The following is a 24,215-nucleotide window of genomic DNA, read 5'->3' as shown; positions in this document are numbered from 1 at the left end:
CTAGAAATCTATATTTGTTAAATACTAGTTATAATTTTACACCTAATATAAATCTCTCTTATGAGAGATGTTTATCTCACTGATTGCTGAAAATATAATGCTACACTAAATAACGAAGTGAGATAGATGCAATGTCCTAATTGCCATTCCACCCAAATTTTTAAGAACGGACACCGAAAAACAAGACAATGTTACAAGTGCAAACAATGTGGTCGCCAGTTTCTAGAATTTTATCAACCTTGGCGCTACTCAAATGATATCAAGCAACTTTGCCTTAAAATGCATCTTGATGGCATGAGTCTGCGAAAAATAGAACAATTAACTAACATTCACCACACCACAATTTTGTATTGGTTGCGTAAAGCAAAACAGAAAATAGAAGATATTTCTAATACCTAATAAACAGAAACTTTGTTAGAGATTTAGAAAAATTAAATATAAATATTTTAGAAATTCATATCAATAATCAGTAGTAATTTATATTTATTTGTTCATCTAAAAAAATGTTTAAAATCCAGGCTAAAAGGACTAAATTCACAATAATTGAAGTAATAGGTCAAAAGGATAAAACTGATGGCATTGGTTTTAATTATCGATGATGCAGCATTTTCTCGCAGAATGATCCGCAAGTTTCTGCAAATCGATGGCTATGAAATTCTAGAAGCAAGTAATGGGCGTGAAGGTTTAGAAATGGTTCACAACCACAAGCCCAACTGTGTATTAGCTGATATTTTAATGCCTGATATGAATGGATTTGAATTTCTGCAAGCTCTACAAGATGAGAAATTGCAAATTCCTACCATTATTATTTCAGCTGACATCCAAGAAGGAGCACGCAATCAAAGTTTCAATCTGGGAGCAGTTGATTTTATTAATAAACCGCCTAAGGAAAATGAACTGCGGCTCGCAGTTCAGCAAGTTCTGAATACAAAGGAATAAAGCATACATGAATGTGACAGGAGAACAACTGGATGCCCTACAAGAGTTGATTAATATTGGAGTCGGTCGAGCGGCAAGTTTACTGAATGAGATGGTAGACTCTCACATTCATCTAGAAATTCCGTTTGTAAAAGTATTAACATCTGCGGATGCTTATCAAGAATTAGCCACACGATTTCATGATGATTGTTTGGCAGCTGTCAGACTTGGCTTTACAGGATCGTTTTATGGCACCGCTGGCTTAATTTTTCCAACTGAAAGTGCATCTACATTGGTTGCAGTGCTAACTGGTGAAGAGCCAGGTTCGACTGACCTTGATGCCGTAAAAATTGGTACATTAAGCGAAATTGGCAATATAGTAATAAATGGAGTGATGGGTTCGATTAGTAATGTGCTAAGGCAGCACCTGAATTATACATTACCAGTTTATTTAGAAGATAAAATTGAAAATCTCCTGACTTCTGCAAATGTCAGCAAGTCGCAAATTTTACTAGCACAAGCAAGATTCACAATTGAACAATTAGAACTAATTGGCGATATTATTTTAATCTTTGAGTTAGGTACATTTGATGCGTTAATTAAAGTGATTAACGAAGAATTGGGAGTATCCTGAACAGGAGAATAAAAACTAGTTTTTGTACAAGAAAATCTGCAAAAGTGGTCTGATGAAATTATGAACAAAGTTGAACAAGCTCAAGAACAATTTGGACTTTTAGATAAGATTACTTTAGGAGCTTTTGTTCTACAGTCAGACCATATTGTTTTATTCTGGAATAGTTGTTTAGAGGAATGGACTAAAATTCCGAGGAACCAAATTTTAGGAGTTTCCGTTCTGCAATATTTTCCTCATCTTAATCAACCTCGTTACGCTAGTCGCTTACAGCAAATTTTTCAAGGTGGGCCGCCGACAATCTTTTCTTCGCAACTGCATAAATATGTCATTCCCGTACCACTACCCCAAGGGAAGTACCGCATTCAGCACACAACTGTAACTGCCGTACCTGCATATGGTGGAGATGAATTTTATGCCCTGTTTTCAATTCAAGATGTTACCGATTTAACCTTCCGAGTTCAGGAATATAAGAACTTACGAGATCAGGCATTAGCGGAAGCAGAAGAACGCCAACGAGCGCAAGAAGCCGCAGAAGCCGCAAATCGTATTAAAGATGAATTTCTCGCCATTGTTTCCCATGAACTTCGTTCTCCTCTAAATCCAATTTTGGGTTGGGCAAAATTACTCAAAAAACGTTCGTTAAATGAAACTGCAACTCTTCGCGCTGTTGAAACTATCGAACGCAATGCTGAACTCCAAGCTCAGTTAATTGACGATTTGTTAGATATTTCTCGGATACTGCGAGGCAAGCTAGCAATGAGTTTAGAAACTGTTAATCTAACTGCTATTATTGAAGCAGCCTTAGACACAGTGCGGCTGGCAGCAGAAGCAAAGTCAATTCAAATTAAACTAAATCTAGAGCCAAGAGTTGGATCAGTTAAAGGCGATAGTAGTCGTCTGCAACAAATTGTTTGGAATCTGCTATCTAACGCTATCAAATTCACACCTTCAGGGGGACAAATCGAAGTTAATTTAAAACAAATTGAGTCTCAAATAGAAATTCAAGTCAAGGATACAGGCAAGGGTATCAGTCCGGAATTTTTACCCTATGTATTTGAGTATTTCCGTCAGGCAGATAGTAGTATAACCAGAAGATCGGGTGGATTAGGACTGGGTTTAGCGATTGTACGGCAACTTGTAGAGTTACATGGCGGTAGAGTTTGGGCAGAAAGTCCCGGAGAAGAAAAAGGCGCAACATTTACAGTTTCTCTACCAGCGCTGCAAAGAACTTTGAAATTAGCACAGAGAGATCGAAACTTATATGATGATTCCTATTCATTCTCTATGCTCTACACTCCCCTAGAAGGAGTCAAAGTGTTAGTTGTGGATGATGATGTTGATACCAGAGAGTTTCTCGCCTTTTTGTTAGAACAGCAAGGAGCGATTGTGACGATCGCGGCCTCAGCCGAGGAAGCACTAAATGCGATCGCCCAATCAAAGCCACATTTGTTGTTGAGTGATTTAGGTATGCCAGAAGTTGATGGCTACGCCTTGATCCGCAAACTCCGCGCCATGTCAGTTGATCAAGGTGGACAGATTCCGGCGATCGCCCTAACTGCTTACGCCGCAGAGACGACACAACAACAGGTATTTGCTGCCGGATTTCAACTGCATATAGCTAAACCCGCCGATCCCTCAAAACTGATAGCCGCGATCGCTTCACTTGTTAAAAGTTGATATTAAGAAAATAAAGGAACCACAGATGTACACAGATAAACACAGATAATATCGGTGTGCATCGGTGTTTATCTGTGGTTTGATATCCAAAACATCGACTTATGCAGAAGGTGTAATATGCAGACAACAAAGAAAATCATCATAGTTGGGGGAGGTATTGGCGGCGCAGCAACCGCCTTCGCCCTTAATCGTGCTGGCTTTGAAGTCGCTGTTTACGAACGCACCTCTGAGTTACGAGAAGTCGGGGCAGGAATTGCGCTGTGGGCAAACGCTACTCATGTTCTCAAAAATTTAGGCTTGTTAGAAGATGCGATCCGTGTAGGCAATCCCATCACAAATTATCAATTTAATTCGCAAAGCGGAAAAGAATTAATCAACGTAGCTGTTAATAGATTCGATCTGCCAGTTCTGGGAATCCATCGTGCCGACTTACACGCACTACTTTGGAGTAATGTACCAAGAGAAAAGTTTGTTTTAGGACAACTTTTTGAGCGATTTGAGCAAGTAGGAGACAAGATTCGGGCTTATTTCGCCTCTGGCTTGATGGTTGATGGCGATGCTTTGATTGGTGCTGATGGACTTAAATCGCGGGTAAGAGCAGGACTATTCGGAGATTACCCACCCATTTATCGCAACTTTACCACTTGGCGTGGTCTAACAGATTACATTCCCAGCGGATACCGTTCTAGCTATATCAGAGAGTTTTTTGGTCCAGCTAAAGCCTTTGGATTTATGATGCTGGGTAAAAATCGGATGTATTGGTACGCAGCAGCTAAAGCACCAGAGGGACAACCTGATTCAGCACTGGGACGCAAAAGAGAACTTGAGCAAATGTTTCAAGGTTGGTTTCCGTCGATTCTAGAATTGATTGCGGCGACAGATGAAGCCAATATCCTCAAAACAGATCTCTACGATCGCATTCCCACTCGCCCTTGGAGCAAGCAAAATATTACGCTCTTAGGAGATGCTGCCCACCCTATGCTACCAACCTTAGGACAAGGCGCCTGCATGGCATTAGAAGACGCAGTTGTAATTACCAAGTGTTTACAAGCACAATCAAACCCAACATCTGCCTTTCAACAATACGAATCACAAAGGTTTGCGCGGACTAAATCGATTGTCGAGCAATCCTTGCGATCAGGGAAAATGGGAGAATTAGAAAATCGTTATGCTGTAGCCTTACGCAACACATTTATGAAACTCATGGGAGCAGCAATTAACAACAGCTTTCATACAATTCACGCCTACAGAGTTTAATTTTAACTCTTCTTAATTTATCGCATTCATCCTACAAGCGGGCGCTCGTTTTGAAGTGGATGGGATTGGGTAAATTCTTCAAATAGCTTGAAAAAGCTATCCAAAGCGCTGTGTTCGTCTTCGGAGTAAAACAGGATTATTTTGTCCCAAGATTGCGATGAGGAAATGTGAAATTTGCTTTGAATCCAAGTTTGAAATTCTGTAAATTGCCGTTCTTCGTCGGTTTGAGAAATACCAAGTTCGCGACGGGCTAGAATATAGCCAGAAATACAGGAACGTAGGTTACACACAGAAGGTTTACCCAGATACAAAGAAGGACGTTTTTGGATTTTGCGAATTAAATCGTACAGACTGCTCATCATATATCTCCTGGTTAAAAATCTGTTTCTGTAATCTGAAAGTCGCCTCCGATATCTTTAGCAGCACAGTAGAGGTTGTTAAGCCAAACTTGTCTTTGAACTCCTTGCGAATGAATGTTATCAAATATTAGCTCTTCTTGTGCTATTTCAACTGCGATCGCCTCATGTATCCCATTAGTAGAAATATTTTGCTGAAGGATCTCGTGGTAGATGTTGCAGTAGGGTTCTTCGTTGCTGCCTGTGAATAATTGTAGCCGTTTTCCCGCAATGCCTCTTTCAAGTAAGAATGTTTGGATTGCATTAGCGCACTGGATACATTCAAACAATGGGAAAGCTTCAGCAATTTCTGAAATCTGCTGGCGCAACTGGGAATTGGTCACAATTGCTAAATAGGTAGATCATCCCTCAAACTATTACATCGTGCGATGATATCTGAAATTAATTGCTTGAATTAATAAACAAGTAAATTATTAGTAAAATTTAATATATTAAACTAAATTATCCAGCATTACTGGTTTCTAAAAAAATCCTATTCAATTCTAATAAACTATCTTCAATCCCAGGAATTGCAACTGACTGATGAGGTAGAGAAATTTGCTTGCTGAGATAACCAAACTCTCCTTGAGAAGTTTGATATGGCTGATTGTAACGTTCTAATTGGCGAGCAATTAAGTTCACAATCCAGTAATCAGAAATACCTGCTTCTGCATAAAGTTTTAACTTTGTATTTTGATCGTAATCTAATGTTTTATCTGAAATTTCGATAACTAACAAAATATCTTCAGGATATGGATGATGAGCGAGATAATCTTCATCTGTTCCGCGTGCGATCGCAACATCTGGCTCAGGTTCACTGTTATTAGGAAGAGTAATCGGATCTTGCCCACGAATGACGGCTCTATCACCCAAGAGGCGATCCAGTTGACGGCATAAGATAGAACAACAGACTGTGTGCGGTGTTCCCTTGGCTGTCATCTGGATCAGTTCTCCTCGAATCAACTCAATGCGATCGCTCTCTTTTACAAATCCGAGTTCAATCAGCCGATGATACTCATCCACTGTAAATCGTTTAGGTGTGACAACATTCATGGCAAATCCAGCCAATAGTGCTTATGCAAAAAATAACATTCCTGTTTTCTTCTTTGCGCCTCTGCGCCTCTGCGTGAGAAAAAAAGATCTATTTTCTCCACCTATAACCTACTCTTACTTGGTATAACAATCATCGCAAAATAAGGCACCTCTGCCGGATCGACTTCATCTAAAGGTACAATTCTTTGCTGCGCCATTGTTGCTCGTTCAATATACAGCGCCCGCGATGCTAACCCTAGCTGATGGAGAATATCACGCACTTTGGTAAAGTGACGGCCCAATTTCATGATTGCGGCTGCATCGGTGGTTAATAGTTGTGTGATCAGTTCTTCTGCTGGTAACGGTGCAGGCAAAACGGTGAGAATATCGTTGTAGTAGGTGAAAGGTACGCCCAAAGCTACTGGACAAGCCATCAAAGAAGAGACTCCAGGAACAACTTCTGTTTCATAATGCTCAGATAAGCGTGTGAAAACATACATAAACGAACCGTAGAAAAACGGGTCGCCTTCACAAACTACTACCACATCCCGCCCTGCTTCTAAATGTGTGGCAATCGGTTCAACTTCTTTGTCATAAATTGATTGTGCTTTTTCTGGCTCTAAAGCACGAGGAAGGTGATACAGTACCTCGATTTGATTCCCGGAAAGATATGGCGCGATAATTTTTCTGGCAATACTTTCTTTATCTGTTGCCGATTGATAGGCGACTACAGGCGCAGCTTGCAATAGCCGTAGCGCTTTTAGGGTCAAAAGTTCGGGATCGCCAGGGCCTATACCAACACCATAAAGACGACCTTTAGCTGTCATGATTATTCTTCCTCTGTTGCTAGGGCGTTAACTGCGGCGGCGGCGATCGCACTTCCGCCACGCCGACCATGTAATGTTAAAAATGGTACATTACGGCTATCTGCTGCCAGGGCGGCTTTCGACTCGGCTGCACCCACAAACCCAACGGGAAAACCCAAGATAACCGCAGGTTTGGGGCATCCTTGATCCAGCATTTCCAACAGCCGAAATAGGGCGGTGGGCGCATTACCAATTGCCACTACTGCTCCTTGAAGATGCTTTCGCCATAATTCTAAGGCAGCCGCCGACCTGGTAGTACCCATCTTTTCAGCCAGTTCTGGGACTTCGGGAGCGTTGAGAGTGCAGATGACTTGGTTATTTGCAGGTAATCGCCGCCTTGTAACACCATCAGCCACCATTCGGCAATCACAAAGAATTGGCGCTCCAGCTGCCAATGCTGTCCGTCCAGACTGCACCGCTGTTGGTGAATATCCGATATCAGTGACAATATCCGTCATTCCACAGGCATGAATTAGACGGACTGCAACTTTTGCTACATCTGGCGGCAAAATTTCTAGATTTGCTTCCGACCGGATGATTGCGAATGAATTACGGTAGATTTCCTTGGCATCTTGGATATAATCAGGCATTCAATTTGAGATTTTGGATTTTAAATTTTAGATTTATTTAGTAAATAGCTATCAGGGTAGGTTCGTTAGAACACGGGAGCGATCGCATAATTGTTTTAATTGAGTGATTTCATATCGATTAGCAAATTCCCTAAAAGTCTCATCATGGTTCAGGCGTTGGGTTTTATATACTAACAGCATCTGTTCTATCAACGCAGGCAAGTTCGCAACAGTTACAAATTGATATTCGCGGCCAAATTGTAGGTCATTATCGTCAACACCTACATAAACCCGATAACCCTCCACCGTTCCATTGTCATCCTCAACGCTGACACCGAGTAAAGTAATATCACTTTTGCTATGTTGGGCGCAGGATTTAGCACAGCCGCTGAAGTGGATATTTACAGGGCTGTCTAAGGAAACGCGATTTTTGAGATATTCTGCTAATACTAAAGCGTCGCCTTTGGTGTCAGTAGCAGAAGCTGCACATCCTCTTTTGCCAGAACAGGCAACTAATCCACTGTTAATGTTGCTAACTGAACAATCTAATCCCAAAGCAGCAATTTCACTTTGAACATCAGCAACCCATTGTTGCGGAATATCTGTAAGCAGTATATTTTGCCAAGGGGTGAGCCTAAGAGTACCGCTACCATATTTTTCTGCTAACTCAGCTAACCCCAATATCTGCATTGTTTCTATACGACCTAAGGGCAACACAACCCCAAGATAAAATAAACTCGGCTGACGCTGGGGATGAATGCCAATATGGTGATAATTAGAAATTCTCTCTACAAATTCCTCTTTTTGCTGAAGAAAAGACAGAGCAAAAGCTAGACGCTGCTGAACTTCTTGAAGATAATTTTCACAGCCCAAATTGTTTACTACCTCTCGCAGGCGCAGCTTAGGTTTACTATTAGGCTCAATATGAGCTAGGTAGACATCTGCTAAAGCTGCCAAGACTGGTAAGCATTTCTGTAGTGGTAATAAAATTTTTGTATCTTTGGCTGGTTTACCCTTTGCGCCGTCACTTATACAAAGACGGAAGTACACAATACCATCTACTAACACAGCAGCAAAGACGATATCATTGACGCGATCGCTTACTGAAACAATGCCGCCGCCATCAAAGCAGACACTAAATTTAGCAGACAGTGCTGATAGTTGAGAATTAGCTTTGATGTAATTATCCCAGGCTTGGACAAAGGGACGGGTGTCTACTAATTCTTGGGAATCGATACCAGCAGTTGGGCTGGTCATAATATTGCGGATCTGATCTACCGCTGTGTTATTGGAACCTAACCCTAACTCTTGTAGGCGCTTCAGCACCTCGGTATTGATCCCTTGATGAATTTCCCGAATTTGCAGGTTAGCCCGATTAGTCACATCAACATAGCCACCGCCATATAGGTCAGCTATCTCTGCGATCGCGCGGCACTGCTTGCTATTTAAAATGCCACCTGGTATTCTAATGCGAGATAATATACCATCTTGAGCAGGTGTGGCGTAAAATAAGCCTGGACATTTGGTAAATCCGGACAGCAAAACTGGAACTCCTTCCCCGTGCAACGCAAGGATGTAGATGATATATGTCTTTTCTGGACAGCCTAAGAGTTGGCATTCTGACTTACTTTACAGCTGCGGCACAGTCCCGGAATTCCACCGGAGTTTCCCAACTCTAAGCTTTAGTAATTTAGCATGAGAAGCCTGTCAGAATTCTCGATGCTTCATAATTTTCATCACCTGATAATATTTCCTTAATTGAGCTATATATCTAAAACTTCATTGATAGACTCACATAAATGGCTTTCTATCGTAGGCATTGGTGAAGATGGGTTACAGGGGTTAAGTGCGATCGCCCGATCCCTAGTGGATCAAGCTGAAGTTATAGTAGGAGGCGATCGCCATTTGGCAATGCTTCCTAGTAACGACCAACGCCCAAGAATTGCCTGGACTTCCCCGATTAGCAAGTCAGTCGCAGAAATTATCCAACGTCGCGGTCAATTTGTATGTGTACTAGCTAGCGGCGATCCCATGTGTTACGGCATTGGGGTGACATTAACAAAGCAAATCCCCATCTCGGAAATCACGATTATTCCTGCACCTTCAACCTTCAGTCTCGCTTGTGCCAGACTGGGATGGTCTTTGACGGAAGTGGAAACCATTAGTTTGTGTGGTCGTCCACCCTCCCTAATCCAGCCTTACATCTATCCTGGGGCGCGGCTACTAATTTTGAGTGAAGGTAAAGAAACACCCGCGATTGTGGCGCAAATTTTGACGCAACGGGGCTATGGTGGCAGTAAAATCAAGGTTTTAGAACGGATAGGTGGCACCCAAGAACACATTGTAGAAGGTAGAGCTGCAACTTGGAGTGAAACAGAGATTGCTCCTTTAAATGCGATCGCAGTTGATTGTCTTGCCGATGCTGGGGTAGTATCTTTACCCAGAATCGCAGGATTGCCAGATAACGCCTATCACCACGATGGACAGTTAACCAAGCATGAAGTTAGAGCGATTACCCTAGCGACCCTAGCACCTACACCAGGACAACTACTGTGGGATGTTGGCGCGGGGTGTGGTTCAATTTCTATAGAATGGATGCGGACTCATCCGAGATGTCGAGCGATCGCTATTGAACAAAACTCATCTAGACTGGGCTATATTGCCGATAATGCTGCGGCTTTAGGTGTACCAAATCTGCAAATTATTGAGGGAAAAGCGCCAAATGTTCTCAAAGATTTACTCCAACCTGACGCTATTTTTATTGGTGGTGGCGTAACAGCCGATGGCTTATTTGATATTTGTTGGTCAGCACTCAAGCCTGGTGGACGTTTAGTAGCAAATGTTGTCACGATTGAGGGCGAGCAAACCTTATTTAAATGGTATGAACAAGTTGGTGGTAATTTCACCCGCATTGTGATCCAACGTGCGGAACCAATTGGTAAATTTTTAGGTTGGCGAGGAATGGCACCTGTAACACAATGGGTCGCAATAAAGTCGTGACTCGCTACAAAAGTTTAATGCTTAATCCTTAACACCATAAATTCTGGCTATTTTGTCCAGTGTGGCGTATTGGCGAGCAATCATCTCTGCCGACACTTTATTTGCTAGCTCCTCATCCTCGATAGTCGCAATGCAAGAAAATTGGACATATAGTAACAGAGTCTCAATCAACGCGATCGGATTTGGTAAATTTCTGGAATCAGCGAGTTGTGCAGCGATTAATGAGGCGACTCCATCACTTAATGACTCAGTATCGACATGAGCCTGAAATTGTTTTTCGAGTTTTTCAATATATGTAGTAAGTGGAAGATGATCCAGTTTGCTGAGATCGAGAACGAGGGGATAATTCACTTGCTTTGCCATGTCGAGGACTGCCCAACTCATAAATCCTTTCAGTGCCGGGTCAGGCAAAGCCAAAAGAATTTTATAAAATGAATCAGCAGTCCTCATAGCGGTAAAAATATCTATACTCAAAAATTTAGCAACAATCTTAGTGGTTTTCTCAGTTCTCTATTGCAACCCAAAGACATATAAGGGATTACACCATAAAGCATGAGAATCTATTTTTTCCTAATCCCTTGTGATAATGTTTTCACAAATTCTGTATGTTCTGGTGAACTTAATCCTGCTTGCAAAACTGCCATAACCTGGGGCATATCTCCTGCAAGCAACGCTGGAATCGCTAACCATAACCCTGGCATTACTTGACTTTGCAAAATCCCATCTGCATTTGGCTCTAAAGACATATATTCACTTTCACTTAACCGAAACCAATCCAGCTTATTTTCTAATATCTGCCAAACAATATACTCTTGAATTCCATTGCGCCGATAAGCCTTTTTTTTGTCGTGCAAATCATAAGCTGCACTACTAGCAGCAATTTCTACGACTAACTCTGGTGCACCTTCAATGTAGTCATCCTCCGTTAAGCGCGATTGTCCGCCCAAGCTTTGATCGATTAACAAAACTCCATCTGGTTGTGGTTCATTATCTTGATCTAGCCTTACCGTTGGATCAATTCCTAACTTCACACCTGGAGTAGCAATTTGATAAGTTCCCAACCAAATAACTATCTTTCCATGTGGTTCTGCATGACGTTCAAAACGTAGTGGTGATGCCAAATAGACGACTCCTTCAATTAATTCAGCTTTCTTATGTTCGGGCATAGCTTGATAGCGACGCTCAAATTCGTAGCGAGACAATCTATCACCGCTTTCCAAAGCTGGAGTTTCATTAATGTGTGGTTGCTGTGGTTGCTGTTGTGTCACCATGTAGCATCCCTCCAGATAGTGTGAACACTTTCATTTTATTAGTTTGAGTCACTATCACGTGGTTAGTAAACTAATTGTGCAATTTGTCAAGTAACCAAGTTACAGCATCTTCAACGTTACTTACTTGCTCCCCTGGCGGTATGGCTGGACGATTCACCATCACAACTTTTACACCCAGTTCACGTGCTGCAATAATCTTGGCGTAAGTCGCATCACCGCCGCTATTTTTGCTGACAATCGTATCGATTTTGTGGTGAATAAGGATTTCTCGCTCATTATCCAAAGCAAAAGGGCCGCGATCGCACAATACCAAACCTGGCGGTATCAATACATCAGGGTTAGGCGGATCTATCACCCGCATCAAAAACCAAATTCCTTTTAAGTGCACAAAGGCGCTGAGTTCTTGTCTGCCAACAGTTAAAAATACTCGCTGTGCTTGATTTGGCAGTGCTGCGGTTGCGGCTACAATATTATCGACTTCAATCCAGCGATCGCCACTTAATTTCTCCCAAGGAGGACGGTTTAAAATCAGACGAGGTATACCAACTTCCATCGCCGCCGCCGCCGCATTAAAGGAAATTTGACAAGCAAAGGGATGAGTAGCATCAATCAACAAATCGATATTCATCTCATGCAAATAGCTGGCCAATCCAGCTACACCACCAAATCCCCCTATTCTGACATTACCAGATGGGACTGATGGTTGGCGGGTACGACCGGCTAAAGATGCGATCGCCTCAATTCCTGGGATAGTAGCGACTCTAGCAGATAGTTCTGCTGCATCTCCCGTTCCACCCAAAATTAAAACCCGCCTCATACCACAGGTATGGGTGGAATCTTCGCCAAAATACCCTTTTTTAGCGCTTCTGGTCGTTCTGACCAAGGCAGTAAACCATCAATCTTACTGTAGTATTGGCTGGCACATTCCAAAACCGCAGATGCACTTGCATCAACTACTAAATCACCAAACAGATAAGTAATTTTGCCTTGTGCAGCGAAAGCGACGACGCAGGAACGATTACAAGCACTCATGCATTCTACTTGCTGAATGGGGAATTCATCTCGCAAGTCCCAATTTTGTGCCAGATCTTGAAGCTGTTTTAGTAGTTTTTCTCCGCCACTTTCACCCAAACGTTTGCCATCTTGCCAAACACTGGCACAGGTTTTGCAAACAAATAGGGTATGGGAAGATACACCAAATTTACTAGTTTCAGAATTATTGACAGCAGTCATCTGTACCTCGCAGATGTTTATAATAAAACACTCAGCATTTGGTGGGCATCCTGACTCACTCAATTTTAGAATTTGGAAAATTGGTTCACAGTTGCGGGACAGCGCCGGATTTACACCGAACTTTCCCCGTTACCTCTGGTGGCTGCTCCCCACCAGAACCAAATGACTTGTTAAATCATACACTACTGCTATCAGATGAAAGCAAACTCTGCTCTCCTGTGCTCCGACTTCTCTGTGCGGTTAAAAATAAAAAAAATCCCACGCCTTAAAGACTTGGGAATCTGAATTCCGTACTATCTATAAATTACTCTTAAAATCTTAAACCTACGCCACCTTGCAACGAAAAAGCAGTACCACTACCATTACGGTAGGCGTCAAAAGCAATAATAGCGTTGCCAAAAAGAACAGTGTTGCTATTTGGTACAACGTAATCAATTCCTGGTTGCAAGGCAAAGCTGATTTTATTACCCACAGGAGAAGGGTCATCCCCACTAGCCAAGGCTAATCCTGCTCCTAAGTAGGCATCAGTTTGCCAGTTTAAAGGTACATCGTAAGAAACCGTGGGCACAATTGCTGTACCCTGACCTATTAAAGCCTGAGCACGGAAAGAAATCGGTGACTCCAAAAGTTTATAGCGAAAGGCAATCACCCCACCGAGTTGAAGACCATCACTCAAACCCACAGATGGACCTATACCGACATAACTACCATATGCTACTTGCGCTTGTGCTGGCTGAATGCTCATAGCAAGATTCAACAGCGAACCAGCCCCTAGAACTACAATCAAATACCGGAGATGCTTCATTGCCCGTTTCCTCACACCATCTGAAATTGTCAAGGTTCCTTTTAATACCTATGTTATCGCTGTTATTGGTAATAATCAGTGATTAGTGGTCAGTTGTTATTGGTAATGGGGTATGGGGCATTGGGCAAGAGTCAAGGGTCAAGGGTTATTTCTTCCCCTGCTTCCTACAGACCTACGGGCAACGAGGATGAATGCCTCCTTGAGTACAAATGTAAGCCAGTTGTTTGGGGTCTAAGTTCTTGGCTTGAGAAAAATCAACCCCTTGCACTACGGCTGAGACTGAACCTTTAGATGGCGTTTGGACAAATTCATCTGCTGGATCTTGTTTGCTAGGCGAAATAATTGCCCCCTTAAAATCAGCGCCTGCGACATTTGCTCCCCGTAAATCGACAAGGCTCAGGTCAGCATTTTGGAAATTAGCATTTTGCATCTGGGCAGAACGTAAAACAGCACCAGTCATACGAGTAGCGCTCAAATTAGCATTGCTGAGGTTGGCGCGTTCTAAATCGGCTCCAGATAAGTCTGCTCCTTGCCAATCGGTTTTGGTTAAGTTCGCGTATGACAATTGAGTACCGATGGCTACTACGCGACCTAAACGAGCCGCATATAAATCAGCTTCGTTCAATTTGGCATCGCCTAAATCTGCTCCAGTCAGGCTGGCATTTTCTAAAGCTGCACCACGCAAATCGGCTCCTACTAGCTGGGTGCTGCTGAGGTTAGCACCAATTAACCGCGCATCGGATAAGTTAGCTCTGTTGAGAGTGGAACGACTCAAATCACTACGGTTCAACACTACGCGGCTGAGATTTGCATCGCTAAGATTGGCTTGCTTCATCTGTACCTGGCTCAAATCAGCCATGATATCGTCGTAAGTATCCCAGCGCCCATCTTCACCTACGCTGCGAAAGCGACTACCGCGAAAACTAGCTTGATTCAGATTTGCAGACTTGAATTTAATTCCCGATAAATCAACGTTGTCTAGTACTAGGTTGAACAGGGAATTGGCTTGGGAACCAGTGAAACCCAATTGAGTACGGCTCAAATCGATTCCACTGCTTTGACCACTGTAAACAGCGAGAATTTTGTTGATCGCTTTTTGGTTGAGTTGTAACCGCTTTTGTCGCGTTTCTTGATTTAGGGGTGCATTGACGTTTCCATCTATCTCGCCAGCAAGAAACTGATTCTGATTTTTTAATTCTGGGATAGCTTTCAGCCCGACATGTGCCAAAGCTTGTTGAACTGTATCTACTAGGGTAGGATTGGTTTCCTTCACCAGGAGATCCGCAAGAAACTGAATCGCCTGCGGGTCATTAAGAGTACCCATAGCGAGAATTGCACTGCGGCGCTCTTCATCAGTAGCAGCCGAGTTGGGGTTGAGCTGTTTTACGAGTTCTAAAAACTGTTGGCTGTTGATTTGCTGAGATTTACGCTGGGTTTCCTGAGTTTGGACGTAAACTTGAGTGCCTACTAAAGTTGCCAACACCGCTACCATGCTCAGGAGTGCGACTCCGCTCAGGGTGAGATTAGGATTACGCCGGATCAACGCTAATAGGGGATGCAACTGTGTATTTTCAGCTGCACTTGCTACCTCTTGATTTTCTTGGGGCGATTGCTCCGCGTCATTGGGCTGATTTTGCTTGTTGTCACCTGCGAGTGAGGCTGGCAAAGGACGAGTGGCATCTACTGTATGAGTACCTGCCAAAATATCATGCAATGCACGCCGCCCCTGCTTTGAAGGCAAGCCAATTCCTTCGCTTGCGATCGCTAATAAAGCCAAAACTGCAAAAATTCCTAAGTTAGGAAAGGCTAAACTGTAGCGCCACAGCAGATAGGCGACAGATAGAGGTACAGTCCAACGCCCAAGTCCTTCTCGAACTATTACCGCTCCAAAACCTGGTGCTGTCCCTTGCTCGTTGACTACGCGAATACCAAATCGCCGCTTGGGAATAGTGCTACCTGTTTTTGCCAGTAGATATAACTGCCATCCCGATATTGTCACGGGTGCTAATAAGGCGAGACTCCACAAGATATTAGTGGGCCAGGCTACGTTACGGATACCATAGCTAACAGGCAAAGCTAAAGGTCGGGCGATCGCTCTTTCTGTTACTACCAGCACAGGGTTAACGGGTACACGGTTCAAATCGCTTCTGGAATTGGCATACACACCTAAGCCGAAGGGAATCAAGCCACTGGTAACCACCAGTGTGATTTCCGCTGCCCAAGCGGCAACACGTCTAGTTACTAATGGCAGCGAATTGGATTTTTCTGGGTCTTTTGACCGACTAGATTGATTATTACTTCTCCTGACAATTGGGGTCGCCATCGTATTAATATCCCTGTGACTTTATTTCTACACCGCTTGCGGCGTGGTTTAAATAGACTATTTTTTATGTTGAAAGCTACTAGACACAAAAAATTTGTATCCAACATACACCAACACTGCCAACACTGCCAGACTGATAACGGAGGCTACAAGCTTAAGAACTGCTTGCAACATCGCTATACCTAATACGACCGTCACGCCCAAGACTACTAGCTTTCTCGTTCCAGACAAGCTATTGAACCAGCTTTGCAATCGCGTTAGCTGCGAGTTTAAGCTTTCAAAACTAAATTCAAAGGTTTGTCTTCGTTCTTCTGGCGGCGAAACTTCGGCTGACGAGGAATTAATCTCTGCCTCTAGCTTTTGCAGGCGACGCTGCAAGTCTTCTTCTGGTTGAGGATTCATAAATCTTTTTGACCTCAGCTTGTAGGCGGTTTTGTCTGTGATTTTAGCTAATGTATCTGGTTGCCAAATATTTTTAGACAATTGACAATATCATTTTGTTGAAAATTTACAATCATAAATTTCTCAAACACCTTCATGGCAAGGATTTCATCATCCGTCGTTTCAAATCCGGAAATTCCGAAACAGTACAGGACTGAACAGGAACTAAAACCTTAATTAATAAAAGTCATACTAGCTACTTCGGTTTTTGCCTTACCAGTAAGTACTCTCTACTGCTAGTTCCCTACCATACAGTTATTTGACGCTTTTTTCATCCTTCTTTATCTCATACATTTTTCATATATGAATATAAAAATTTATACGCTGTAGTTTGGAACACAAACTGATGAACATCGTCTAATAAACATAGATTAAGTCTAAAAATATCGCTTAATAAACAGTCGGGAGCATTAATTTAATAATATGAAAATACATAGAATATTTACAGTCGTTCCCGCAGCCTTGGCAATGAGTTTAGCGCTTAACGATGTTAATTTAGCAAAGGACGCTCCAAAAATCGTTAATCGCAACTTCAGCCCTGACCCTTTAGTTTTCAATGGCAATTCTGGGGGTTCGGTAAAAAGCAATTGTGGTAATATTCCTGCTACACCCAGTCAAGTTATTCAGGTTCCAGAGTCACTGCCTTATTTGCGCATTACTGTTGAGAGTAAAGGACAGCCAACTTTGCTGATTGACGGGCCTGGAGGACGGTTCTGTGTTTTAGCAGACAGTTACTCTGGAGGCAAAGCAGAGCTTACTGGTTACTGGCCAGCTGGAGAATACTCATTTTATGTAGGTGACTCATCTCAAGGGAACTATAGCTATACCCTGTCAATTTCACAAAAGCCATCGAAGTAGCTGCTTTGTTATACCAATTCAAATAATGTTTGCTCCTGATAAATTTTTGTAGGGGCACGGCACCAGTAAAATAATTTTGATATACCAAAAGATTGTGGATGCCTTCCTTGGAGACTCACGTTAAAGTTAATCTCATTGGAAAATTGAATTTTAGAAGCATAACCTAATTTTTCTATTGCACCAGTTTAAGTGCGTCACTCCACTACAAAAACTACAAAAACTTATTTCTCAGTCTTCAGTCGCTAATTTCTATTAACTACAAGTAGCTGCCGAAGCTGAGTTCATCTTTTTTAAATCGCTAGTGAATACAGCTGTATATTGATAAGGTGATGAGCCAGAACAATTCATTGCACTTGTATTAGTGCGACGCGGAGTCCACCAGGAAGTTGCCCTTACAGTTAAATTTGTACCATTCCATAATAAACTGGTGACCAGTAAAGAATTAGTTTTACCGTTATCCGGCCTTTTGGAAGTCAGAAATGTGGCATATTTAACGCTACCATTAGTTGGATCAATCCGAGCTATAACTGCTACTTTAGGACCGCCACCACTACCATAACTAGTTAGCCAACGACCAATAGCAAAGCGCCCAAAATTATTTCCTGTTTGGGTTCCGGTGGAGGAGAAAACACCATATAAAATGCTTCCTCCATCCCAAAGCAAGCCATAGCCTGAACCATCATCACCAGTTGTTTCATAATTACTAAGACACCATCTTTTAACACCATTATCAAAACGAACGAGGCGAGGATCTTTGTTAGTAGATGATACCTGCTGATAACCTATGTAGATTGTTGTTGATCCAGTAGTTACCTTGGGGCCATTTTTAGCTTTGATGGTTGCTTCACTGTCATTACAAGTAAATGTCACAGACTTACCAACAGATGACTGTATAGGAGTGGTTTGTGCAACAGCTAAAGGAGCTATTTCTGTGATTGCTAAATCAGCTCCTAATATTACTGATAAAGACAAAAAAGCCAAATTTCTTGGCAATTGGCGGTTATAAATCATTGAATTGAGCTGATTAGATTACTTAATGTTTAAAAAGTTAAGCTACCATAAAGTTTAAAAAATCTTTCAATAAACTAAATTTTTTTTACATTTTTTGATATTGTGTTGTTATTAAGCATCTAGTTGAATTCTCAAGTTCCTCCCCTCTTTGTGTCTTAGTTCCTCTGTGGTTCATAGCCATGTAATAACCATACAACAAGGGCATGAACATCTTTATCCTTCTGTCCTCTGACGTGAAAGTGTTGAGTGCTGAGTAAAAATCCCAGATCCACTTTCATGCAACGCTCGTGAAACTCGTTTCATCGAGACTGTCTGATTTTCAAGTTAGAGATTTTACTTCCTAGAAATTTAAAATATCTAAAGATTCTTCAATTTCTAAATCTAAAATTTTTTCCCGTGCATCGTTGTGTTCTGCTATCTTGCCTTCTTTCCAATAAATTTCCGCTGCTTTTTGAAAATCTTCGAGTGCGCCTTGCTTATCTCCTAATCCAAAGCGAGCATGACCACGATTATAATAAGCATCGACATAATTACTATTAATTTTAATTGCCTGGCTGTAATCTATAATTGCACTCTCATAATCTCCTAAGTCAAAACGAGCGTTACCACGGCTGTAATAAGCATCAGCATAATTAGGATTAATTTTGATTGCCTGAGTATAATCAGCAATTGTACCGTCATAATCTCCTAAGTCAGCACGCGCTTTACCACGGTTATAGTAAGCGACGGCATCATGAGGATCAATCTTAATTGTTTGAGTCAATTTCTGCTGTTCTAATAGGAGATAACGGGAAATACTACTGTTTTTATCAGTAATGGCATAATGGGGATTAATTTTGATTGCTTGAGTGTAATCTTCAATTGCTCCTTGATGATCTCCTAAATGTGAACGAGCATCAGCACGGTTTCTATAAGTAACGGCAAAATGAGGATTGATTCTCAGGGCTTGCGTATAATCCTCAATTGCTGCTTGATAATCTCCTAGCTGATAACGAGCTAAACCACGCTGGTTATAAGCTTTGGTGTGATTAAGATTAATTTGGATAACCTGAGTATAATCTGCGATCGCACCTTCGTAATCTCCCAGGTGATAACGAACCATACCACGTTTGTAATAAACCTCGGCATTGTGAGGATTAAGTTGCAAGGCTTGGTTGTAGTTGATAATCGCTGTATCAGACTCGCCTTGCTCGAAAGATTTATCGCCCAGATTTACATAAAAGAGATTTAAATCAGGCTGATGTTCAAAGAACACATCTTCTTTTTCACGATATCCTAAGAGCTTAATTAACTGATTGTTACTTTGATTAATTGGTGGATCTTGCGGATGATTATAATTATCAATTGAAGATTGCTTTTGACTAGGTTTAGTAGCCTGAAATTGTTCCAAATAACACCACAAACCCCCACCATACAGCAATTGATTAATACCGAATGAGATTCTACCAGTTTTTAGCTTAATCATTTGAGTAGGCAAAAAACCAGCCAAGAAAAGGTGATATTCGCTTTGAGCTTCATGCACCTCTTCTTGGATAAGAACACAGACTACAACTGCATTTTTCTCAACTTCTTCTGAACTAACAGACCATCTAACTCTATCAATAGTACCGTGACGGGATTTTACCTCAACGCCAATTGATGGATCGCAAGTGAGGGTAAAATCAACTTTTCCATCACCACCGAATCGTTTTTCATAATCTACTTCTGTAATAAAATCAGCTAAACGTTCTTTAACAACTTCTTCACCAAGTTTGCCTTTTAAGTTGTTGATAAAAACGTCACGGACTGGCGAAGTACGTTTATATTTTTCTGCCATCTGCCAGCAAAATTCTCGTAGGGATTTTAACCTCTCTCCAGAGATTATAGTTATTTCACTATATTGACCTTCTGTTTCACAATGAAGCAGACAACCAGTTGTTAACCTCTTAATAAAATCAGACTGTAGCGATCGCAGTAAAGTAATCCAGTCCATTTATATTTCTGCGAGTCTTTTGATGAGATTATTTTATTAAAATATCAAATCGGCGTAAACCGTGAAATGAAATCAATAGTCGTTTGTCCTCCTTGTTTGTACCCCTAATTGCAATTGATCCTCCCTTGCCAGCCTGAAAAAGGTAAGCAAGGAAGGATCTAGAAGAGATGAAAAAATTATAACTGCGATCGCTAGGGCAATTCGCTAAAACAGGGTATACTTACATCCCTCAAGAGTACGCCCAATTCCTAAATCTCGGATATCTTAACTATTGACTAATCAAAATACCTGATGTTCAATGCCGCGCCACCATTCGCCTAAATTCATCAAATCTTGGTAAATATCTTGTAATTCGTTGGCATAGGCATCTTCTGAAAGCGTAGGTTGACGTTCTTGGAGTTTTTTGAGCCGAAGTTGCACTAGCAGCCAAGGTTTTGAGATGCTATCTGTTGCTTCCAAGTATTGAGCTAATTCTTTGCTATCCATAATATTTATATTTTCGATGCGATTACTTTTTAAGATACATGAGCCAGCTAGAAGTGGCCACTTTTCTTCAACAGAACTGTTGTGCTGTTAATCCAATACGGTTCAGTTAAGGTGATAAGAGTTCTCATCTGTCGGACAAAAACTAAGATTTGGGGGAGAATCCCCCAAACCCCCGATTGGGGGACGGTTGCGTCCCCCAAGCCCTCTCCAAAATAATTGTTCGGTTTTTTGTTTAGTAATTATTTGTGAGCTTTGTTGTCAATGAATTTTCTTAACTGAACTGTATTGGCTGTTAATCTGTCAAGGAAATCAAAAGCAGCCACGATAGTAGCCGTGACTGCTGCAAGATGAATAAATCCAACTAAGTTTTTTCAGCTTGAGAAAATTGTCAAAAGCTATTCCTGTAGGCAGTTAGGCTTTGGCTAAATTTTCAGCAGCAAAGTCCCAGTTGACTAACTGATCGAGATAGTTCTTGATAAATGCAGGACGAGCATTTCTGTAGTCGATATAGTAAGCGTGTTCCCAAACATCTAAGGTTAACAGTGCCTTCTGTCCATAAGCTAAAGGGTTTTCTGCATTCGGTGTCTTGATTACTTTCAAAGTACCACCATCATCAATCAACCAAGCCCATCCACTGCCAAACTGAGTTGCAGCAGCGTTAGAGAACTCTTCCTTAAATTTATCGAAGCTACCAAAATCTTTATCGATCTTATCAGCCAGTGCGCCTGAAGGTTGACCACCACCTGCTGGCTTCAGCGAGTTCCAGAAAAAGGTGTGGTTCCAAACTTGAGCAGCGTTGTTAAAGATTCCCGCCTTAGAAGCATCTTTAAAAGAAGCTTTAATGACTTCTTCTAGTGGCTTATCAGCCAATTCTGTACCGTCGGTGAGCTTATTAAGGTTGTCTACATAAGCTTTGTGATGCTTGCCATAGTGATACTCGAAAGTCTCACCTTTCATGCCATATGGCTCTAGAGCATTAAAGTCATAGGGTAGGGGGGCTTGTTGAAATGCCATTGTGTGAAATCCTCTCTTTACCGTTTTCCAGTTTAAAGCTATTTATAAGCTTAGGAATTACAGGTTTTGTTTTGAGAAGTTTTATGCCCTTCATGCTGGAACATAAAACTTAACATCGTCATTTTACTACCAAAGTGAAGATTAAAACATAGGACTGTTGCAATTAGTCAAATCCCTCTAGTGCTGTGGGGAATTCCAAAATTCTTCAAAAAAAGTTTGCTAACTCAAAAAACCATCTCGGCAGGTTTTTACAAAATTCAAAAGTCTAGATGTGCACCTATATTTTGGCTCTGATACCTGGGGTAATACTATTTAACCTACTCTTAACAATTAATTTGTCAACAAGGGACAAATTAAGGATTTTATTGATCCTATGTTAGTGAGTACAGGCATAATTTTATCAAATTGAGGCAATGGACATTGGATGATAGTTCTCATTACCTGGATTTTAAACTTTATTTTTCGCTTACTATAAAACTTCTAACTCTGGAACTAGAAATTAAATTATTTAAAATCAGTCTTTAGCTAGATGAATTAATGACACAATCCGCTAATATTCAAATACACAAGGCTGCAATTCAAAACAAATTTTCGTAAAGTCTTTAATATCTACAATTTCAGAATGGTGAGTGGGTGCTAAGTCACTCACCTCTGTACATCAAGTCAGCAAGTAACAGAAAATTATAGAAATTACCATTGAGATAATTGCTGTTGGCAATAGGTAACAATTTTGGCTGTAACTTCAGATGCGCTGAGACCATCAGTTTGAATTTCAATCGCATCTGCTGCTTTTTGTAAGGGTGAAACTTTGCGCGTGCTATCTTTCCAGTCACGTTCAGCAATATCACGTTCCAGCTGCTCTAGACTAACTTCAGGCTGGTTTTGTTTTTTAAAGTCTTGCTGTCGGCGGCGAGCACGTTCGCTAACAGAGGCAGTTAAGAAAATTTTTACTTCAGCATCGGGGAATACATGGGTACCAATATCTCTGCCTTCAGCTACTAAACCACCTCTTTTACCCCAGCTTTGTTGTTGTTTCACCAAGGCTTTACGTACAGCGCTCTGTGCAGCGATCGCCGATACTTTTGATGTAACCTCAATAGTCCGAATTGCTTGCGTAATATTCATACCATTAATCCAAACCTGCACAGGAGATTGTAGATCCTGGCTAGGAGTCAGTTGGATTTCACAGGAGCTGGCTAATTCAGCGATCGCACATTCATCGTCAATGGCAATGTCATTTTGCAGTACCAGCCAAGTAACAGCACGGTACATAGATCCGGTGTCTAAATACACCAAACCTAGTTTGTTCGCTACTTGACGAGCTACTGTAGATTTTCCAGCGCCGGCTGGGCCATCAATGGCGATGATTGGTAGGCGATCGCACAAGAGAATATTGTCAATCAAACGTGTAGAACCAAGACGAGCTGCGATCGCGAGCATTCCTTCCTCCTCAACTTTTACTAAAGACATTAATGTAGTCGGCTCAACCAATTCAATATATTCCACTAAGACAGTACTGACCATTGCTACTTCTTGCTGTACTGCTGCGATCAGCTGGCTGCTGTCGCGAACCCCTGCTTTGAAAATAGCCTCAGCTTGCTGCAAGCCGCGATACAACACCGCGGCTTGCTCTTTTTCCGTTGCAGTCAAATATTGATTGCGAGAACTTAAGGCAAGACCAGACGCTTCCCGCACCGTTGGACAAGCAACAATCTCGATCGCAAAATTCAAATCAGCCACCAGCCGTTTAATAATTGCTAGTTGCTGACCGTCCTTTTGGCCAAAGTAGGCTCGGTCAGGCTGTACCAAGTTGAAAAGCTTGGTCACAATCGTGGCCACACCTTGGAAGTGCCCTTGCCGAGACCCACCACACAAGCCTGTTATCATAGCAGATGGAGGGATTACTTGTGTAACCTTCGCTTCTTGTATACTCTTCTGCGGAACTCCCATTTCTTCCGGAGTGGGCGCAAAAATTAGGTCTACCCCAGCTTGCTCGCACAGTTGCATGTCTAACTCTAAAGTTCGGGGGTAGCGTTGAAAATCCTCATTTGGCGAAAATTGCAGCGGATTGACGAAAATACTGACAATCACCGTAGAATTTTCTTGCCTAGCTCGTTGAATCAAGCTTAAATGACCTTCATGTAACCCTCCCATTGTCGGTACTAGACCGACAGCAGTTTGGTCCCAACTAGTCATCTCGTCTAGAACCACATCTTCTAGAACTGCACACTTATTTTCCGAGCGGCGTTTAGTTAAATAGCAGCTTAAAGCTGCAACTGTTGTCAGCAGGCGCACAAAATACCCCTAGTTTTTCTTGATCCCTCCCCCGTTAGTTTATATCTGAAATAGGGGGAAGAGATGTTGAACTAGGGGAAATTAAGTGATAGCTATTGGAAACTAGAGCGTAGGGAGTTGAAAGCGGGTAAGAAATTGACAGTTGTCGGTTGAATATC

At 41.8% G+C, this 24,215-nt stretch carries 26 protein-coding genes and 2 riboswitches; of the genes, 7 read left to right on the top strand and 19 right to left on the bottom strand.

Going from position 1 to position 24,215, the window contains the following annotated elements; genetic code table 11:
- Positions 1–126: 126 nt before the first annotated feature.
- The 5 genes from BV375_RS36235 (at position 127) to BV375_RS25185 (ending at position 4,486) form a co-directional block, all read left to right on the top strand.
- The gene (locus BV375_RS36235; protein WP_086836210.1) at positions 127–399 is read left to right on the top strand and encodes a hypothetical protein; all 273 of its coding nucleotides are present in this window, start codon (positions 127–129) and stop codon (positions 397–399) included.
- Between the two features lie 174 nt (positions 400–573).
- Positions 574–939 (top strand): response regulator, encoded by a 366-nt coding sequence (locus BV375_RS25200; protein WP_086765585.1) that lies wholly within the window; start codon positions 574–576, stop codon positions 937–939.
- A 7-nt stretch (positions 940–946) separates the two neighbouring features.
- Positions 947–1,552 (top strand): chemotaxis protein CheC, encoded by a 606-nt coding sequence (locus BV375_RS25195; RefSeq protein ID WP_086765583.1) that lies wholly within the window; start codon positions 947–949, stop codon positions 1,550–1,552.
- 60 nt (positions 1,553–1,612) lie between these two features.
- A complete protein-coding gene (locus BV375_RS25190; RefSeq protein WP_086765581.1) occupies positions 1,613–3,229 on the top strand; it encodes an ATP-binding protein in 1,617 nt (538 codons plus the stop codon).
- A gap of 117 nt (positions 3,230–3,346) precedes the next feature.
- Entirely contained in the window at positions 3,347–4,486 is a 1,140-nt protein-coding gene (locus tag BV375_RS25185; RefSeq protein ID WP_086765580.1) for an FAD-dependent monooxygenase, read from the top strand.
- 26 nt (positions 4,487–4,512) lie between these two features.
- On the opposite strand, the gene BV375_RS25180 is transcribed toward BV375_RS25185, so the two are convergent.
- From BV375_RS25180 to cobG, 6 genes are all read right to left on the bottom strand, one after another.
- Positions 4,513–4,848, bottom strand: coding sequence for a hypothetical protein (locus BV375_RS25180; protein WP_339376853.1), 336 nt, complete (start codon positions 4,846–4,848; stop codon positions 4,513–4,515).
- Positions 4,849–4,859: 11 nt separating this feature from the next.
- On the bottom strand, positions 4,860–5,225 hold the full coding sequence (locus BV375_RS25175) for a papain fold toxin domain-containing protein (protein WP_086765576.1): 366 nt from the start codon (positions 5,223–5,225) through the stop codon (positions 4,860–4,862).
- 118 nt (positions 5,226–5,343) lie between these two features.
- The gene (locus tag BV375_RS25170; RefSeq protein ID WP_086765574.1) at positions 5,344–5,934 is read right to left on the bottom strand and encodes a Uma2 family endonuclease; all 591 of its coding nucleotides are present in this window, start codon (positions 5,932–5,934) and stop codon (positions 5,344–5,346) included.
- A 101-nt stretch (positions 5,935–6,035) separates the two neighbouring features.
- Positions 6,036–6,740, bottom strand: a complete 705-nt coding sequence (locus tag BV375_RS25165) for a precorrin-2 C(20)-methyltransferase (protein ID WP_086765572.1) — start codon at positions 6,738–6,740, stop codon at positions 6,036–6,038.
- 2 nt (positions 6,741–6,742) lie between these two features.
- Entirely contained in the window at positions 6,743–7,369 is a 627-nt protein-coding gene (locus BV375_RS25160) for a precorrin-8X methylmutase (protein WP_086765570.1), read from the bottom strand.
- A 51-nt stretch (positions 7,370–7,420) separates the two neighbouring features.
- On the bottom strand, positions 7,421–8,890 hold the full coding sequence (cobG, locus tag BV375_RS25155; RefSeq protein ID WP_086765604.1) for a precorrin-3B synthase: 1,470 nt from the start codon (positions 8,888–8,890) through the stop codon (positions 7,421–7,423).
- 31 nt (positions 8,891–8,921) lie between these two features.
- Positions 8,922–9,034: riboswitch (adenosylcobalamin-variant (AdoCbl-variant) riboswitch) on the bottom strand.
- 96 nt (positions 9,035–9,130) lie between these two features.
- On the opposite strand from cobG, the gene cbiE reads away from it, so the two are divergent.
- Positions 9,131–10,348 carry a precorrin-6y C5,15-methyltransferase (decarboxylating) subunit CbiE gene (gene cbiE / locus BV375_RS25150; RefSeq protein WP_243714044.1) on the top strand — a complete coding sequence of 406 codons (1,218 nt, stop codon included), beginning with the start codon at positions 9,131–9,133 and terminating at the stop codon, positions 10,346–10,348.
- A gap of 21 nt (positions 10,349–10,369) precedes the next feature.
- Here cbiE and BV375_RS25145 read toward each other — a convergent pair whose 3' ends face one another.
- From BV375_RS25145 to BV375_RS25115, 7 genes are all read right to left on the bottom strand, one after another.
- Positions 10,370–10,798 (bottom strand): hypothetical protein, encoded by a 429-nt coding sequence (locus tag BV375_RS25145; protein WP_086765568.1) that lies wholly within the window; start codon positions 10,796–10,798, stop codon positions 10,370–10,372.
- A 110-nt stretch (positions 10,799–10,908) separates the two neighbouring features.
- A complete protein-coding gene (locus tag BV375_RS25140; RefSeq protein WP_086765566.1) occupies positions 10,909–11,619 on the bottom strand; it encodes a Uma2 family endonuclease in 711 nt (236 codons plus the stop codon).
- 70 nt (positions 11,620–11,689) lie between these two features.
- Positions 11,690–12,436, bottom strand: a complete 747-nt coding sequence (locus BV375_RS25135; protein WP_086765564.1) for a cobalt-precorrin-6A reductase — start codon at positions 12,434–12,436, stop codon at positions 11,690–11,692.
- Positions 12,433–12,852 carry a DUF1636 domain-containing protein gene (locus BV375_RS25130; RefSeq protein WP_086765563.1) on the bottom strand — a complete coding sequence of 140 codons (420 nt, stop codon included), beginning with the start codon at positions 12,850–12,852 and terminating at the stop codon, positions 12,433–12,435. The genes BV375_RS25135 and BV375_RS25130 overlap by 4 nt, the downstream gene beginning before the upstream one ends.
- A gap of 22 nt (positions 12,853–12,874) precedes the next feature.
- Positions 12,875–13,030, bottom strand: a riboswitch (cobalamin riboswitch).
- Positions 13,031–13,162: 132 nt separating this feature from the next.
- Positions 13,163–13,657: a hypothetical protein gene (locus BV375_RS25125; protein WP_086765561.1), complete on the bottom strand. Its 495-nt coding sequence runs from the start codon at positions 13,655–13,657 to the stop codon at positions 13,163–13,165.
- Between the two features lie 172 nt (positions 13,658–13,829).
- Entirely contained in the window at positions 13,830–15,980 is a 2,151-nt protein-coding gene (locus tag BV375_RS25120) for a pentapeptide repeat-containing protein (protein ID WP_086765559.1), read from the bottom strand.
- A gap of 57 nt (positions 15,981–16,037) precedes the next feature.
- The gene (locus tag BV375_RS25115) at positions 16,038–16,382 is read right to left on the bottom strand and encodes a hypothetical protein (protein WP_086765557.1); all 345 of its coding nucleotides are present in this window, start codon (positions 16,380–16,382) and stop codon (positions 16,038–16,040) included.
- Positions 16,383–16,844: 462 nt separating this feature from the next.
- On the opposite strand from BV375_RS25115, the gene BV375_RS25110 reads away from it, so the two are divergent.
- Complete coding sequence (locus BV375_RS25110) at positions 16,845–17,279, top strand: hypothetical protein (RefSeq protein ID WP_086765555.1); 435 nt, start codon at positions 16,845–16,847, stop codon at positions 17,277–17,279.
- 252 nt (positions 17,280–17,531) lie between these two features.
- On the opposite strand, the gene BV375_RS25105 is transcribed toward BV375_RS25110, so the two are convergent.
- From BV375_RS25105 to BV375_RS25085, 6 genes are all read right to left on the bottom strand, one after another.
- Positions 17,532–18,290 carry a hypothetical protein gene (locus tag BV375_RS25105; RefSeq protein WP_086765554.1) on the bottom strand — a complete coding sequence of 253 codons (759 nt, stop codon included), beginning with the start codon at positions 18,288–18,290 and terminating at the stop codon, positions 17,532–17,534.
- Between the two features lie 155 nt (positions 18,291–18,445).
- Complete coding sequence (locus BV375_RS38840; RefSeq protein WP_279432963.1) at positions 18,446–18,568, bottom strand: hypothetical protein; 123 nt, start codon at positions 18,566–18,568, stop codon at positions 18,446–18,448.
- Positions 18,569–18,630: 62 nt separating this feature from the next.
- On the bottom strand, positions 18,631–20,262 hold the full coding sequence (locus BV375_RS25100) for a tetratricopeptide repeat protein (RefSeq protein ID WP_086765552.1): 1,632 nt from the start codon (positions 20,260–20,262) through the stop codon (positions 18,631–18,633).
- 279 nt (positions 20,263–20,541) lie between these two features.
- A complete protein-coding gene (locus BV375_RS25095) occupies positions 20,542–20,748 on the bottom strand; it encodes a hypothetical protein (protein ID WP_086765550.1) in 207 nt (68 codons plus the stop codon).
- Positions 20,749–21,159: 411 nt separating this feature from the next.
- A complete protein-coding gene (locus BV375_RS25090) occupies positions 21,160–21,762 on the bottom strand; it encodes a superoxide dismutase (RefSeq protein WP_086765548.1) in 603 nt (200 codons plus the stop codon).
- A 690-nt stretch (positions 21,763–22,452) separates the two neighbouring features.
- Positions 22,453–24,057, bottom strand: coding sequence for a bifunctional pantoate--beta-alanine ligase/(d)CMP kinase (locus BV375_RS25085; RefSeq protein WP_086765546.1), 1,605 nt, complete (start codon positions 24,055–24,057; stop codon positions 22,453–22,455).
- Positions 24,058–24,215: the final 158 nt, after the last annotated feature.

This window comes from Nostoc sp. 106C, from assembly GCF_002154725.1.
Classification (GTDB): Bacteria; Cyanobacteriota; Cyanobacteriia; order Cyanobacteriales; family Nostocaceae; genus Aulosira.
This window is presented reverse-complemented; position numbering and strand designations above follow the sequence as displayed.

What these genes read in the sequence shown, in the direction of transcription:
- BV375_RS36235 (WP_086836210.1), top strand. Translation starts at nt 127, where the DNA reads ATGCAATGTCCTAATTGCCATTCCACCCAAATTTTTAAGAACGGACAC.
- BV375_RS25200 (WP_086765585.1), top strand. Translation starts at nt 574, where the DNA reads ATGGCATTGGTTTTAATTATCGATGATGCAGCATTTTCTCGCAGAATG.
- BV375_RS25195 (WP_086765583.1), top strand. Translation starts at nt 947, where the DNA reads ATGAATGTGACAGGAGAACAACTGGATGCCCTACAAGAGTTGATTAAT.
- BV375_RS25190 (WP_086765581.1), top strand. Translation starts at nt 1,613, where the DNA reads ATGAACAAAGTTGAACAAGCTCAAGAACAATTTGGACTTTTAGATAAG.
- BV375_RS25185 (WP_086765580.1), top strand. Translation starts at nt 3,347, where the DNA reads ATGCAGACAACAAAGAAAATCATCATAGTTGGGGGAGGTATTGGCGGC.
- BV375_RS25180 (WP_339376853.1), bottom strand. Translation starts at nt 4,848, where the DNA reads ATGATGAGCAGTCTGTACGATTTAATTCGCAAAATCCAAAAACGTCCT.
- BV375_RS25170 (WP_086765574.1), bottom strand. Translation starts at nt 5,934, where the DNA reads ATGAATGTTGTCACACCTAAACGATTTACAGTGGATGAGTATCATCGG.
- BV375_RS25165 (WP_086765572.1), bottom strand. Translation starts at nt 6,740, where the DNA reads ATGACAGCTAAAGGTCGTCTTTATGGTGTTGGTATAGGCCCTGGCGAT.
- BV375_RS25160 (WP_086765570.1), bottom strand. Translation starts at nt 7,369, where the DNA reads ATGCCTGATTATATCCAAGATGCCAAGGAAATCTACCGTAATTCATTC.
- BV375_RS25145 (WP_086765568.1), bottom strand. Translation starts at nt 10,798, where the DNA reads ATGAGGACTGCTGATTCATTTTATAAAATTCTTTTGGCTTTGCCTGAC.
- BV375_RS25140 (WP_086765566.1), bottom strand. Translation starts at nt 11,619, where the DNA reads ATGGTGACACAACAGCAACCACAGCAACCACACATTAATGAAACTCCA.
- BV375_RS25135 (WP_086765564.1), bottom strand. Translation starts at nt 12,436, where the DNA reads ATGAGGCGGGTTTTAATTTTGGGTGGAACGGGAGATGCAGCAGAACTA.
- BV375_RS25130 (WP_086765563.1), bottom strand. Translation starts at nt 12,852, where the DNA reads ATGACTGCTGTCAATAATTCTGAAACTAGTAAATTTGGTGTATCTTCC.
- BV375_RS25125 (WP_086765561.1), bottom strand. Translation starts at nt 13,657, where the DNA reads ATGAAGCATCTCCGGTATTTGATTGTAGTTCTAGGGGCTGGTTCGCTG.
- BV375_RS25120 (WP_086765559.1), bottom strand. Translation starts at nt 15,980, where the DNA reads ATGGCGACCCCAATTGTCAGGAGAAGTAATAATCAATCTAGTCGGTCA.
- BV375_RS25115 (WP_086765557.1), bottom strand. Translation starts at nt 16,382, where the DNA reads ATGAATCCTCAACCAGAAGAAGACTTGCAGCGTCGCCTGCAAAAGCTA.
- BV375_RS25110 (WP_086765555.1), top strand. Translation starts at nt 16,845, where the DNA reads ATGAAAATACATAGAATATTTACAGTCGTTCCCGCAGCCTTGGCAATG.
- BV375_RS25105 (WP_086765554.1), bottom strand. Translation starts at nt 18,290, where the DNA reads ATGATTTATAACCGCCAATTGCCAAGAAATTTGGCTTTTTTGTCTTTA.
- BV375_RS38840 (WP_279432963.1), bottom strand. Translation starts at nt 18,568, where the DNA reads ATGAAAGTGGATCTGGGATTTTTACTCAGCACTCAACACTTTCACGTC.
- BV375_RS25100 (WP_086765552.1), bottom strand. Translation starts at nt 20,262, where the DNA reads ATGGACTGGATTACTTTACTGCGATCGCTACAGTCTGATTTTATTAAG.
- BV375_RS25095 (WP_086765550.1), bottom strand. Translation starts at nt 20,748, where the DNA reads ATGGATAGCAAAGAATTAGCTCAATACTTGGAAGCAACAGATAGCATC.
- BV375_RS25090 (WP_086765548.1), bottom strand. Translation starts at nt 21,762, where the DNA reads ATGGCATTTCAACAAGCCCCCCTACCCTATGACTTTAATGCTCTAGAG.